10 protein-coding genes, 1 tRNA gene and 1 pseudogene are annotated in these 13,690 nt (G+C 71.7%); 9 read left to right on the top strand and 3 right to left on the bottom strand.

All coding sequences use genetic code 11. The features are described from left to right. The first annotated feature begins 1 nt into the window (after position 1). The 7 genes from AB0F03_RS05660 (at position 2) to AB0F03_RS05630 (ending at position 7,435) form a co-directional block, all read left to right on the top strand. Positions 2-727 carry a transglycosylase family protein gene (locus tag AB0F03_RS05660; RefSeq protein WP_361986864.1) on the top strand — a complete coding sequence of 242 codons (726 nt, stop codon included), beginning with the start codon at positions 2-4 and terminating at the stop codon, positions 725-727. Positions 728-1,067: 340 nt separating this feature from the next. Next, entirely contained in the window at positions 1,068-2,357 is a 1,290-nt protein-coding gene (eno, locus tag AB0F03_RS05655) for a phosphopyruvate hydratase (RefSeq protein ID WP_361986862.1), read from the top strand. 165 nt (positions 2,358-2,522) lie between these two features. Further along, the gene (locus AB0F03_RS05650) at positions 2,523-2,999 is read left to right on the top strand and encodes a septum formation initiator family protein (RefSeq protein WP_361986861.1); all 477 of its coding nucleotides are present in this window, start codon (positions 2,523-2,525) and stop codon (positions 2,997-2,999) included. Between the two features lie 50 nt (positions 3,000-3,049). Next, on the top strand, positions 3,050-3,586 hold the full coding sequence (locus tag AB0F03_RS05645; RefSeq protein WP_361986859.1) for a DUF501 domain-containing protein: 537 nt from the start codon (positions 3,050-3,052) through the stop codon (positions 3,584-3,586). Next, positions 3,583-4,551 (top strand): Ppx/GppA phosphatase family protein, encoded by a 969-nt coding sequence (locus AB0F03_RS05640; RefSeq protein ID WP_361986857.1) that lies wholly within the window; start codon positions 3,583-3,585, stop codon positions 4,549-4,551. The genes AB0F03_RS05645 and AB0F03_RS05640 overlap by 4 nt, the downstream gene beginning before the upstream one ends. A 444-nt stretch (positions 4,552-4,995) precedes the next feature. Next, positions 4,996-6,375, top strand: coding sequence for an NAD(P)/FAD-dependent oxidoreductase (locus AB0F03_RS05635; RefSeq protein WP_361986855.1), 1,380 nt, complete (start codon positions 4,996-4,998; stop codon positions 6,373-6,375). Positions 6,376-6,667: 292 nt separating this feature from the next. Then, complete coding sequence (locus AB0F03_RS05630; protein WP_361986853.1) at positions 6,668-7,435, top strand: hypothetical protein; 768 nt, start codon at positions 6,668-6,670, stop codon at positions 7,433-7,435. A 52-nt stretch (positions 7,436-7,487) separates the two neighbouring features. Here AB0F03_RS05630 and AB0F03_RS05625 read toward each other — a convergent pair whose 3' ends face one another. Beyond that, entirely contained in the window at positions 7,488-8,216 is a 729-nt protein-coding gene (locus AB0F03_RS05625; RefSeq protein ID WP_361986851.1) for a hypothetical protein, read from the bottom strand. Positions 8,217-8,451: 235 nt separating this feature from the next. Between AB0F03_RS05625 and AB0F03_RS05620 the strand changes: the two genes are divergently transcribed. After that, positions 8,452-9,753: a cyclopropane-fatty-acyl-phospholipid synthase family protein gene (locus AB0F03_RS05620; RefSeq protein WP_361986849.1), complete on the top strand. Its 1,302-nt coding sequence runs from the start codon at positions 8,452-8,454 to the stop codon at positions 9,751-9,753. A gap of 53 nt (positions 9,754-9,806) precedes the next feature. On the opposite strand, the pseudogene AB0F03_RS05615 reads toward AB0F03_RS05620, so the two are convergent. Next, a pseudogene (locus tag AB0F03_RS05615) lies at positions 9,807-12,334 on the bottom strand (ABC transporter permease). Further along, positions 12,334-13,134 carry an ABC transporter ATP-binding protein gene (locus tag AB0F03_RS05610; RefSeq protein ID WP_361986848.1) on the bottom strand — a complete coding sequence of 267 codons (801 nt, stop codon included), beginning with the start codon at positions 13,132-13,134 and terminating at the stop codon, positions 12,334-12,336. The pseudogene AB0F03_RS05615 and the gene AB0F03_RS05610 overlap by 1 nt, the downstream one beginning before the upstream one ends. Positions 13,135-13,551: 417 nt before the next feature. Between AB0F03_RS05610 and AB0F03_RS05605 the strand changes: the two genes are divergently transcribed. Next, positions 13,552-13,635, top strand: a tRNA-Leu gene (locus AB0F03_RS05605). The last annotated feature ends 55 nt before the right edge of the window (positions 13,636-13,690 follow it).

The following is a 13,690-nucleotide window of genomic DNA, read 5'->3' as shown; positions in this document are numbered from 1 at the left end:
CATGCTGTTTTCCGCCAAGGGCAAGCACCGTCGTCCGTCCAAGGCCGTTCGTGCCATCACGCTCGCCGGTGTCACCGGCGCCGCCGTCGCCGCCCCGCTGATGGCGACCGGCACCGCCTCCGCCGCCACCACCTCCGAGTGGGACGCCGTCGCCCAGTGCGAGTCCGGCGGCAACTGGGCCATCAACACCGGTAACGGCTACTACGGCGGTCTTCAGTTCTCCGCCTCCACCTGGGCCGCGTACGGCGGCACGCAGTACGCCGCCACCGCCGACCGGGCCGGCAAGGCGCAGCAGATCGCCGTCGCCGAGAAGGTCCTGGCCGCGCAGGGCAAGGGCGCCTGGCCGGTCTGCGGCACGGGCCTGTCGGGCGCGTCCTCCAGCGGCTCCGCCCCGAGCACCACCCCGGACTCGGCCGGTACCACCACCCGCTCCACCGACCAGCAGACCGCCTCCCGCTCCGCCGAGCGCCCGGCCGCGTCCGCGAGCCAGGCCCCGAGCCAGGCGCCGAGCCAGAGCCAGAACAAGAGCAAGACCGTCACCACCCCGACCGGCAAGACGGTCAAGAAGGGCGACGGCGAGTACAAGGTCGTCACCGGCGACACCCTCAGCTCCATCGCCACCGCGCACCACGTGCAGGGCGGCTGGGCGAAGCTGTTCGAGCTGAACAAGGACATCGTCCAGGACGCCAACCTCATCTACCCGGGTCAGCAGCTGCACCTGAAGTGACCCCCGGCTCCGCACGGAGCCACAGCCCCCTCACACCCGGCCCGCATACCGAGGGCCCCGTGAGGGGGTCCCCGTCCCCACGGGCTCCCCGCCCCGGTGCGTGTTCCCCCGTACGCACCGCGGCGGGGCTTTTTTCTGCCCGCCGCCCTTTCCCCTCCGTCCCGGCCCCTTTTCGCCGATCCCCTTTGTTTCGGCAACAAACAAAAGGTACGGTCGCCTTGTCCACGGGACGGTCGGTCGGTGGCCGACGCCCCCGGGACGGTTAGGCTCTAGTCGCAAGGCACAGCCGTAAGGCACCCAGCCCCGCACTTCCAGCGTCACATCCAAGAAGGAGATGCTCGTGCCGTCCATCGACGTCGTCGTAGCCCGGGAAATCCTGGACTCCCGAGGCAACCCCACGGTCGAGGTCGAGGTCGGCCTCGACGACGGCAGCACGGGTCGTGCCGCCGTTCCGTCCGGCGCCTCGACCGGCGCCTTCGAGGCCATCGAGCTGCGCGACGGTGACCCGAACCGCTACCAGGGCAAGGGCGTCGAGAAGGCCGTCCTCGCCGTGATCGAGCAGATCGGCCCGGAGCTGGTGGGCTACGACGCCACCGAGCAGCGCCTGATCGACCAGGCCATGTTCGACCTGGACGCCACCGACAACAAGGGCTCCCTCGGCGCCAACGCCATCCTCGGCGTCTCGCTCGCCGTCGCCCACGCCGCCTCCGAGGCCAGCGACCTGCCGCTCTTCCGCTACCTGGGCGGCCCGAACGCGCACCTGCTGCCGGTGCCGATGATGAACATCCTGAACGGCGGCTCGCACGCCGACTCCAACGTGGACATCCAGGAGTTCATGATCGCCCCGATCGGCGCGGAGTCCTTCTCCGAGGCCCTGCGCTGGGGCACCGAGGTCTACCACACGCTGAAGAAGGTCCTGAAGAGCAAGGGCCTGTCCACCGGTCTCGGCGACGAGGGCGGCTTCGCCCCGAACCTCGGCTCCAACCGCGAGGCCCTCGACCTCATCCTCGAGGCGATCAAGGAGGCCGGCTACACCCCCGGCGAGCAGATCGCCCTGGCCCTCGACGTCGCCGCCTCCGAGTTCTACAAGGACGGCTCGTACGCCTTCGAGGGCAAGTCCCGCTCCGCCCAGGAGATGACCGAGTACTACGCCGAGCTGGTCGAGGCGTACCCGCTGGTCTCCATCGAGGACCCGCTGTTCGAGGACGACTGGGAGGGCTGGAAGACCATCACCGACCAGCTCGGTGACAAGGTCCAGCTCGTCGGTGACGACCTGTTCGTCACCAACCCCGAGCGCCTCGCCCGGGGCATCGAGGACGGCGCCGCCAACGCCCTGCTGGTCAAGGTGAACCAGATCGGCTCGCTGACCGAGACCCTCGACGCCGTCGAGCTGGCCCAGCGCAGCGGCTACAAGTGCATGATGTCCCACCGCTCCGGCGAGACCGAGGACGTCACCATCGCCGACCTGGCCGTCGCCACCAACTGCGGCCAGATCAAGACCGGCGCCCCGGCCCGCTCCGAGCGCGTCGCCAAGTACAACCAGCTGCTGCGCATCGAGGAGATCCTCGACGACGCCGCGGTGTACGCGGGCCGCTCGGCCTTCCCCCGGTTCCGCTCCGCGGACCAGTAGGCACAGCGCTCCGCGGACCAGTAGGCACAGCGCTCCGCGGACCAGTAGGCACAGCAGGGGCTGAGCCTGCCCGGGCTATGTCCTAGCCAGTCGTACGTACGTCCCCGTACCCGGTCCCGTACCGTGTCCGGGGACGTACGCGCGTGTGACGGGAGGCGGGAAACAATGGCCGTGAAGGACCGTGACCGGTTCTCCACCGCGACGAGGCTGCGGCTGCTCGGCGAGCAGACGGCGGCCCGGGTCTACCGCTCCCAGACGAAACGCCAGGCCCGCCGCTCCCGGCTCACCGGACGCGCGGCGCTGCTCGCGCTCGTGCTGTGCTCGCTGGTCGTCGCCCTCGCCTATCCGATGCGGCAGTACGTCTCCCAGCGCGCGGAGATCGCCGACGTCCAGCGGCGGCAGCGGCAGGCCCGCGAGCGCGTGGAACAGCTGCGCGACCTCAAGGCCCGCTGGCAGGACGACGCCTACGCCGAGCAGCAGATCCGCCGCCGGCTGCATTATGTGATGCCCGGCGAGACCGGGTTCGTCGTCATCGACCCGGGCGCGGCCAAGCAGTCCCGCGCCGACCTCCGGGCCGCCCACCGGCCCTGGTACGCGAACGTCTGGGACGGTGTCGACAAGTCCGACGCCTCCGACCAGTGAGCCGGCGTCAGAGCCGGCACAACGACGAGAAAGCCACCCTGAAAGCAGTCATGGAAACCCCTCCGCCGCCCACTCCGCGCACCGAGCCCACCGACGCGGACGTCGAGGCCTTCAAGCAGCAGCTGGGCCGCCCGCCGCGGGGCCTGAGGGCCATCGCGCACCGCTGCCCCTGCGGTCAGCCGGACGTCGTGGAGACGGCACCGCGCCTGCCCGACGGCACTCCCTTCCCGACGCTGTACTACCTGACGTGCCCGAAGGCGTCCTCCGTCATCGGCACGCTGGAGGCGAACGGCGTCATGAAGGAGATGACCGAGCGGCTCCAGCGCGATCCCGAGCTGGCCGCCGCCTACCGGGCCGCGCACGAGGACTACATCCGGCGCCGCGACGAGATCGAGGTCCTCCAGGGCTTCCCGAGCGCGGGTGGCATGCCGGACCGGGTCAAGTGCCTGCACGTGCTCGTCGCCCACTCCCTGGCCGCCGGCCCGGGTGTGAACCCGCTCGGCGACGAGGCCCTGGCGATGCTGCCGGAGTGGTGGCGCAAGGGCGCCTGCGTGACACTCGACGACACCGAGGAGGACGCGAAGTGACCCGCGTCGCCGCCATCGACTGCGGCACCAACTCCATCCGCCTGCTGGTCGCCGACGCCACCGGGGCCGCCGACGGCGCCGTCGGCGCGGGCGCGGCGGCCGAACTGGCCGAACTGGACCGCCGTATGACGATCGTGCGGCTCGGCCAGGGGGTCGACCGCACCGGCCGGCTCGCCCCCGAGGCGCTGGAGCGCACCTTCGCCGCCTGCCGTGAGTACGCGGACGTCATCAAGGAGCACGGCGCCGAGCGCGTCCGCTTCGTCGCCACCTCCGCCTCCCGGGACGCCGAGAACCGGGCGGACTTCGTCCGGGGGGTCGTGGACATCCTCGGGGTCGAGCCGGAGGTCATCACCGGTGACCAGGAGGCCGAGTTCTCCTTCACGGGAGCGACGCGGGAACTGCGGGGCCGCGACGACCTGGCCCGGCCCTACCTGGTGGTGGACATCGGCGGCGGCTCCACCGAGTTCGTCGTCGGCGACGACCGCGTCCGCGCGGCGCGGTCCGTGGACGTCGGCTGCGTGCGGATGACCGAGCGGCACCTGGTGCACGACGGCCAGGTCGCCGACCCGCCCACCGAGCGGCAGATCGCCGCCATGAGGGCCGACATCGAGGCCGCCCTGGACCTCGCGGAGCAGACGGTCCCGCTGCGCGAGGCGCGCACCCTGGTGGGCCTCGCCGGATCGGTCACCACGGTGTCCGCGATCGCCCAGGAGCTGCCCGCGTACGACTCCGCGCGCATCCACCACTCCCGCGTCTCCCGCGACCGCGTCCGCGAGATCACCGAGTGGCTGCTGCACGCCACGCACGCCGAGCGCGCCGCGATCCCCTCGATGCACCCGGGCCGGGTCGACGTCATCGGCGCGGGCGCCCTCGTCCTGCTCGCGATCATGGAGCGGACGGGCGCCGAGGAGGTCGTGGTGAGCGAACACGACATCCTCGACGGCATCGCGTGGTCGGTGGCGTAGCTCTCTTTTATTACCGAACGGTAGCCATCTGCTGAGCAGGCTGGATAACGTTTGAGCGGCTTCGGGGGCCCCGCGAGGGGCCCTCTGCCATAGGTGCGCGAAAAGGTTCGTGAAGTTCTTCACAAGGAATTCCCTCACGTCGTATCCCGGACAGGGGGGCATAGGCCCTTCCGGGGGTCCAAGAGCCGTTTGAACATGTTCAGATGAGGGGCGTGCGGGTGCCCCTGAAGGATGTGTTCCGGGGGTGTCGCGCGGCCCTCACGGCCGCCGCGTCACGCCGGAGAGGCAGCTCACGCGGCATTGACAACGGCACCGGCCGCCCCGCGGTTCCCCTGTCCCCGCATGACCTGCGTCACGCGGGCCGCGGAGTTTAACACAGGCCTCGTCGGACCTTGTGAAGGGGCGCACGAGCGACCCCCCATCGACGGGTGGATACTCGATGGCATGAGCACCACGGAGCGTCCCAGGATCCTCGTAGTAGGCGGTGGGTACGTAGGCCTGTACGCAGCTCGGCGCATTCTCAAGAAGATGCGCTACGGCGAGGCGACCGTCACGGTCGTCGACCCCCGGTCGTACATGACCTACCAGCCCTTCCTCCCCGAAGCCGCCGCCGGCAGCATCTCCCCTCGGCACGTCGTCGTCCCGTTGCGACGCGTGCTGCCGAAGGCGGAGGTCCTCACCGGCCGGGTCACCACCATCGACCAGGACCGCAAGGTCGCCACGATCGCCCCGCTGGTGGGCGAGGCGTACGAGCTGCCCTTCGACTACCTGGTCATCGCCATGGGCGCGGTCTCCCGTACCTTCCCGATCCCCGGCCTCGCCGAGCAGGGCATCGGCATGAAGGGCATCGAGGAGTCCATCGGCCTGCGCAACCACGTCCTGGAGCAGCTGGACAAGGCCGACTCCACCGACGACGAGGAGATCCGCCGCAGGGCGCTCACCTTCGTCTTCATCGGCGGCGGCTTCGCCGGCGCGGAGACCATCGGCGAGGTCGAGGACATGGCCCGGGACGCGGCCAAGTACTACAAGAACGTGTCGCGCGAGGACATGCGCTTCGTCCTAGTCGACGCCGCCGACAAGATCCTTCCCGAGGTCGGCCCCAAGCTCGGCCAGTACGGCAAGGAGCACCTGGAGAGCCGCGGCGTGGAGATCTACCTCTCCACCTCGATGGACTCCTGCGTCGACGGCCACGTGGTGCTGAAGAACGGCCTCGAGGTCGACTCCAACACCATCGTGTGGACCGCCGGTGTCAAGCCGAACCCGGCCCTCGCCCGCTTCGGCCTGCCCCTCGGCCCCCGCGGTCACGTCGACTGCGAGCCCACGCTCCAGGTCAAGGGCACCGACTACATCTGGGCCGCCGGCGACAACGCCCAGGTCCCGGACCTCGTCGGCCGCAAGGCGGGCAACGAGAACGCCTGGTGCCCGCCGAACGCCCAGCACGCGCTGCGCCAGGCCCGCGTCCTCGGCGACAACGTGATCTCCGGTATGCGGGGCTTCCCGCAGAAGGAGTACGAGCACGCCAACAAGGGTGCGGTCGCCGGTCTCGGCCTGCACAAGGGCGTGGCGATGATCGTCATGGGCAAGATGAAGATCAAGCTCAAGGGCCGCCTCGCCTGGTACATGCACCGTGGCTACCACGGCCTGGCGATGCCGACCTGGAACCGCAAGATCCGCGTCTTCGCCGACTGGACCCTCGGCATGTTCCTCAAGCGCGAGGTCGTCTCCCTGGGCGCCATGGAGAACCCCCGCGAGGAGTTCTACGAGGCCGCCAAGCCGGCGCCGGTCGCCGCCGCCAAGACCGAGGAGAAGGCCAAGGCCTCCTGACCTCGGGACCACCCCGAACAGCCCGAAGGGGCCGCCTGCCATCCGTGGTGCGGGCGGCCCCTTCGGCGTGCCCGGGCGGCTCCTTCGGCGTGCGCGAGTGACCGTTCGGCGTGCGCGGGCGGCTCCTTCGGCGTGCGCGGGCGGCCGTTCGGCGTGCGCGGGCGGCCGTTCGGCGTGCGCGGGCGGCCGTTCGGCGTGCGCGGGCGGCCGGGCAGACGGTTTTCCCCGTCAGTCAGGTGATCCCCGGGCTCGCCGCCATGCCGGTGGGCGCACCGGGTGGTACACGACGCAGGTGAGCATCCAACCGCCTCCGGGCCCGCCCGCCGGCCCGCCGTCCGGCCCCCTGGGCCCGCCCACCGTCACCCAACCGCCGCGGCGCCCCTGGTGGCGCAGGTCCGGCGTGCTGGCCGGCGCGGCGGTGGCGGCCGTCGCCGTCGCCGCGGCGGCCGCGCTGGTGCTGGCGCGTCACGGCGGCCGGGGTACGCCGTCCGCCGGCACACCGGCGCAGGCCCGGGAGATCACCCGCCGGGTGGCGCTGGCCCCGGCCGACTGGGGGCCCGACGCGGTGCGGGACGACCCCTACGAGAACGACGACAAGGTGGTGCTCGTCGCCGACGACAGCTGCAAGGTGGTGCGCCAGCCCGGGGTCGACATGCTCGGCTACCTGGACCGCAATGTCCGTAAGAAGGACCTGACGGAGTACGTCACGTCGACGGTCATGGTCTACCGCGGCGCCGGTTTCGCGCAGGCTGACGCCGGCCGGTTCCGGGCGGACGCGCAGCGGTGCGGGAAGGAGGCCGACAGCGGGAGCAAGGCGCGCTGGGAGGACATCCACGAGGTGGACATCTCCACGTTGAAGGGCTTCGACGACGTGGTGTCGGCCGAGGAGGGCCGTCTCACCGTCGACAGGGACGGGCGGAAGACGGACTGGTACTACACGACCGCGACCGGCCGCACCGGACAGTTCCTGCTCCAGGTGACCGTCCTGCGTGACGCCTCCCCGGGTCGGAACCGCGAGGAGGCGCTGAACGCCCTGTCCGTCATGCGCGGCCGCCTGTGACGGCCGGCGGGGCCCGGTCCGCCGTCGGACCGGGCCCCGCGGCGCCGTGCGCTCAGGTGGACCGGGTGTCGTCGCCGGACGGCGGCGCCGTGTCGCCGCCCGAGGGTGCCGTGACGTCGCCGGGCGGTGCCGGCGGAGCCGTGTCGCCGCCGGGCAGGCGGACGCTGTCCATGAGCTGGTCGTAGTCGGTCCGCATGGCGTCCGCCTTGTCCTGGGTGCCGATCGCGTACAGCTCGAGCAGATGGTCCTTGACGACGGTGTAGGTGGTGTGTCCGACGGTGCCGTCGGCGGCGACGAGGTCGGCGTCCAGGGTGGGGCTGCCGTCGTCCGTGGTGCCCTTGCGGACGTGGTCGCTGCGGAGGACGTCGGCGGGGGACCCGGAGTCCTCGTTGTAGTGGTCCAGGTTCTCTTTCAGGGTGGCCGGGAGGTCGAAGCCGTCTCCGTCGAAGACCGAGAAGCCGATGCCCCCGTAGGCGGTCTGCACCTGATGCGCGCGCCCGTCCTGGTCGTCGAGCCGCTGGGTCTTCGGCCGCCCGGGCAGCCGGGCGGAGATCCCGCTCCCCTCGTCGGTGGTCTCGGTCCACCGGCCCACCGAGCCGGTGCCGCCGGCCTCGGCGCTGCTGGTCCTGGTGGCGGTGCCGGTGCCGTCCAGGGCGACGGTCACGGTGTGCGGAGCCGGCGGCGCGGCGAAGGCGCTGGTGGGCAGCAGCGCGCCTCCGGTGATCACCGTGGTGGACGCGGCGAGCAGGGCGAGGCGCTGGTACGTGGCGGGACGGGTCATGGGGCTGCACTTCCTGGTCTGCGAGGTGGGCGGGGGCCGTGCATCCATTACGGCGCACCCCGCGCCCCGGGTCATGCCGGGAGAACTCGGGACTTGACCGGTGACGGTCCGGCGCCCACACTCCACCGGCCCCGCGTGTCGGCGGGGGCGTACGAAGGGGAATGACGGCCATGTGCGCGATCGTTTGCCAGGAACGGATGCAGACGGTACGGGTCCCCTCACGGAGGTGTGCGCCATGACCGACGCCGCGTCGCGGCTGACGAGTCTTGCCGAGCAGATGCTGGGAGCCCCGCTCCCCCTACGGGTACGAGCCTGGGACGGCTCGCAGGCCGGGCCGCCGGACGCCCCGGCGCTGGTGATCCGCAACCGCCGCGCCCTGCGCCGCATGCTGTTCGCACCGGGCGAACTGGGCCTCGCCCGCGCCTGGGTCTCCGGCGACCTGGACATCGAGGGCGACATGTACATCGCGCTCCGGGCGGTGGCGGGCCTCGTCTGGGAGCGTGGGGAGGACGCCCGTGGCCTGGTCGAGGCCGTACGCGACCCCGCCGTCCGGGCCGCCGCCCGTGACCTGCTGAGGCTGGCCGGTCCGCCCGTGCCGCCCGCCCCGCCGCACGAGGAGGTCCGCAGACCGCGCCGGGGCCTGCACACCCGGCGCACCGACCGGCGCGCCATCAGCCATCACTACGACGTCGGCAACGACTTCTACGAGCTGGTCCTCGGCCCCTCGATGGTGTACTCCTGCGCGTACTGGGAGGCCGACGGAAGCGGCGCCACCCTGGAGTCCGCCCAGCGCGACAAGCTCGAACTGGTCGCGGCGAAACTCGGACTGACGGCGGGTCAGCGGCTGCTGGACGTCGGCTGCGGCTGGGGCTCCATGGCCGTCCACGCGGCCCGCGAGCACGGGGTGAGCGTCGTCGGGGTCACCCTGTCGCAGGAGCAGGCGGCGTACGCCCGCAAGCGCGTCGCCGACGAGGGACTGACCGACCGGGTGGAGATCCGGGTCCAGGACTACCGGGACGTCACGGACGGCCCCTTCGACGCGATCTCCTCCATCGGCATGGCCGAACACGTCGGCGCCGAACGGTACCTGGAGTACGCGCGCCGGCTGCACGCACTGCTGAGGCCCGGCGGACGGCTGCTCAACCACCAGATCGCCCGCCGCCCGCAGGGGGACGAGTCGACGTACCGGCCGGACCGGTTCATCGACGCCTACGTCTTCCCCGACGGTGAACTCGCCCCCGTCGGCACCACCGTCACCCAGCTGGAGCGGGCCGGCTTCGAGGTCCGGGACGTGGAGTCCATCCGCGAGCACTACGCCCGCACCCTGCGCCAGTGGGTCGCCAACCTGGAGGCCGGCTGGGACCAGGCGGTCGGACTCACCGGCTTCGGCCGGGCCCGCGTCTGGCAGCTGTACATGGCCGCCTGCGCGCTCGCCTTCGAACGCAACCGCATCGGCGTCAACCAGGTCCTGGCCGTCCGCACCCCCGAGTCCGGCGCCTCCGGACTCCCGCTGCGCACCCGCACCTGGAACACCTGACACGGCGAGAGGCCCCGCCCCGCCACCGCGGGGCGGGGCCCGGCGCCCTAGGGCTACTCGGCCTTGATGGCCGCCAGCATGTTCAGCCGGGCCGCGCGGCGGGCCGGCCACAGGGCGGCCAGCACGCCGACCACCCCCGCCAGCAGCAGGAACACCGCCAGCCGGCCCCAGGGCAGCACCAGTTCGTACGTCGGCATCTTCGTGCCCAGCAGCTCGCCGGCCGCCCAGCCGAAGAACACGCCCAGCCCGATGCCCAGCACCCCGCCGAACAGGGAGATCACCAGGGACTCCAGGCGGACCATCCGTTTCAGCGCCTTGCGGTCCAGGCCGATCGCGCGGAGCATGCCGATCTCCTGCGCTCGTTCGAAGACCGACATGGCCAGCGTGTTGACGACGCCGAGCACGGCGACGATCACCGCCATGGCGAGCAGACCGTAGACCATGTTCAGCATGAGCGTGAACATCTGCGCGGTCTCGTGCGAGATGTCCTGCTTGTCCTGCACCTTGATCGCCGGGTTGGAGCCGAGAATCTTCTCCAGCCGGTCCTTGGCCGCGCCGGACGCCCCGTCCGCGGTCCTGACCATGACCTTCATGTCGGCCGGGTCGGTCAGGTGCGGGGTGAGGACCTTGTTGTCCAGGAGGATCCCGCTGAGCAGGTCGTTGCCCTCGTAGACCCCGGCGACCGTCAGCCGCCGCGTCCCGCCGTCCTCGAAGTGCGCGGTGAACCGCGAACCGGCCCGCCAGCCGTGGACACCGGCCGCGTCCTCGTCCACGACGACCCGCGTACCGCCCACGGTGAAGGAACCGTCGGTCACCTTCAGGTCGGTCAGCCTGCCGATGTCCGCGCCGTTGACACCGGTCAGGAACTCCGTGTCGCCGTCGACGCGGGACTCGCCGTCGCGCAGCGGGCTGCTGGCGGTGACCCGTCGGCGGCGGCCAGCCTGCGCGCCACGTCGGGGGAGAGCGGGCCGTGGTTGGCCATCGAGACGACGTAGTCCGCGCGGATCGCCGCGCCGGCCATCTTGTCGATCGAGGTCTGGAGGCTGCCCGCCATCACCGTCATCCCGGTGATCAGGGTCAGGCCGATCATCAGCGCGGAGGCGGTGGCGGCGGTACGGCGCGGGTTGCGCACCGAGTTCTGGCGGGCCAGCTTGCCCGCCACCCCGAAGACGCGCAGGACCGGGGCGGCGGCCGCGATCAGCGGGCGGGACAGCAGCGGGGTCAGGACGAACACGCCGAGGATCAGCAGGACGGCACCCACGCCCATCGGTCCCTGCGCCGCGTCCGCGTCCATCGAGGTGGCCGCGAGGACCACCGCGACACCGGCCCCGGCGCACAGCGCGCCCAGCGTGTTGCGCAGCACCAGCGACTTGGTGGTGGCCTTGGCGTGCACGCTGTTCATCGCGGCCACCGGCGGGATCTTCGCGGCCCGGCGGCCGGGCAGCCAGGCGGCCAGCATGGTGACGAGGACGCCGACCGCGAGGGCGGCCACCACCGTGCCGGGGCGGACCACCAGCGGCCCGTCGGGCACGCTCGCGCCGAAGGAGCCGAGGAGCGCGCGCAGGCCCGCGCCGATGCCGACGCCGAAGGCCAGACCGGCGACACCGGCGACCGCGCCCACGGCGAACGCCTCGGCGAGCACCGAGCGGGTGACCTGGCGGCGGGAGGCGCCGACCGCCCGCATCAGGGCCAGTTCCCGGGTGCGCTGGGCGACCAGCATGGTGAAGGTGTTGGCGATGATGAACGTGCCGACGAACAGGGCGATGCCGGCGAACACCAGCAGCGTCTGCCGCAGGCCGCTCATCGACGCGGAGATGGCCCGGGCCTGGTCGTCGGCGAGCTGCCGGCCCGTCGTGGTCTCCACCAGGTGCGCGGGCAGGGCCCGGTCCAGCGTGGCCTTGAGCGCCCGCTGGCTCGTGCCGGCCGCGGCCCGCACGTCGATCTCGTCGTACGTCCCCTTCTTGCCGAACAGCGCCTGTGCGGTCGGGGTGTCGAACAGGACGAGGCTGCCGCCGGCGGCCACGTTGCCGTCGTCGGTGGTGAAGACGCCGCTGACGACGGGGGTGAGGACCGGGCCGTCGACGGACAGGCGCACCCGGTCACCGACCGTGTAACCGGTCCGCTTCGCGGTCGCGGAGTCGATCAGCACCTCGCCCTTTCCGTGCGGCACCTGGCCGCTGACCAGCGGATAACGGGGGTCCCCGGTGCCCCAGTAGTTGCCGCCGGCGGACTGCCAGTCGCCGCCGACGAGCTTGCCGTCCTTGCCGGCGAGGGCGGTGAAACCGGTGACGACACCGGTGGCGGAGGCGGCCCCGGGGACGTGGGCCGCCTTGTCGAGCAGGGCCCGGGTCAGCTCGGGGGTCCGGCCGACCTTGTCACCCTTGGAGTCCTGGTACTCGGGCCGTACAGCGACGTCGACCTGGTCGAAGCCCTTGGCGGAACTCTTCTGGTAGGCGTCGGAGATGGTGTCGGTGAAGACCAGCGTCCCGGACACGAACGCCACGCCGAGCAGGACGGCGAGCACGGTCATCAGGAGCCGGGCCTTGTGCGCGAGGACGTTGCGCAGGGCGGTGCGGAACATCAGCGGTTACGGCCCTTCGCGTCGGACTCGGCGGGCTGGGCGCCGCCCCCGGGGAAACTGCGCATGAGGTCGAGCACGCTGTCGGCGGTCGGGTCGCACATCTCGTCCACGATCCGCCCGTCGGCCAGGAAGATCACGCGGTCGGCGTACGCGGCGGCCACCGGGTCGTGGGTCACCATGACCACCGTCTGGCCCAGCTCGCGCACGGAGTTGCGCAGGAAGCCGAGGACCTCGGCGCCGGCGCGCGAGTCGAGGTTCCCGGTCGGTTCGTCCCCGAAGACGATCTCGGGCCGGGAGGCGAGGGCCCGGGCGACGGCCACGCGCTGCTGCTGGCCGCCGGAGAGCTGGGACGGCCGGTGGCTCAGCCGGTCGGACAGGCCGACCATCCGGACGACCCGGTCCAGCCACGCCTTGTCCGGCTTCCGCCCGGCGATGTCCATCGGAAGGGTGATGTTCTCCAGGGCGGTCAGCGTGGGCAGCAGGTTGAACGCCTGGAAGATGAAGCCGATCTTGTCCCGGCGCAACTTGGTGAGTTGCTTGTCCTTCAGGGAGCCCAGCTCGGTGTCCCCGATGCGCACCGACCCCGAGGAGAAGGTGTCCAGACCGGCCACGCAGTGCATCAGCGTGGACTTGCCGGAGCCGGACGGGCCCATGATCGCGGTGAACTCGGCCTGCCGGAAGCCGACGGAGACCTGGTCCAGGGCGACCACACGGGTCTCACCCTGCCCGTAGATCTTCGACAGCTCCGTGGCGCGTGCGGCCACGGCGGTGGTCCGGCCGGCGGTGGGGGTGGTGGTCACGGGACAGTGCTCCTGTCGGGACGACGTCTGTGCGAGGGGACCTGTTCATCGTCCCGGCGCGGAGCGGGCGTGTAGTCAGTCGCTGATCCGGTTCCGGAGGGCGACTCGGGGCGGACAGGAGGCCGCGGTGTCATACCTGGGGAGGACGGCCGACCCCGAGAGGACGGGCCGGCCGTGCCGGACCACCGCCCGGCTGTCGAGAACAGGTGGGCCACCCTCGTTCGTACGGTGAAATTCCGTCATTCCGCGTACAGGCGCACCGGCGACAGGTCAGGCTGTTGGCACGTGCGGACGGCGCATTCCTTGGGCTGATGCCCCCTCAGGCGCCAATAAAATAAGACAACATCGGTCCAACACTCCGCTGTCCGGGGGATGGGTGCCGATAGGCTCGGATCCTCGAAGCGGAGCCCATGGCCTGCCCGGATGGTGGAAAGCAGACACGGCGAGCTTAAACCTCGCTGCCCCTTCGCGGGCGTGCCGGTTCAAGTCCGGCTCCGGGCACCTTCGTCAAGCACGGCCCGACCAACGGGAACGGCCCTACGGGGCCGTTTTCTCG

This window comes from Streptomyces sp. NPDC028722, from assembly GCF_040637655.1.
GTDB lineage: Bacteria > Actinomycetota > Actinomycetes > Streptomycetales > Streptomycetaceae > Streptomyces.
The sequence above is the reverse complement of the archived record's forward strand: the minus strand, read 5'-3'. Positions and strand labels throughout refer to the sequence as shown.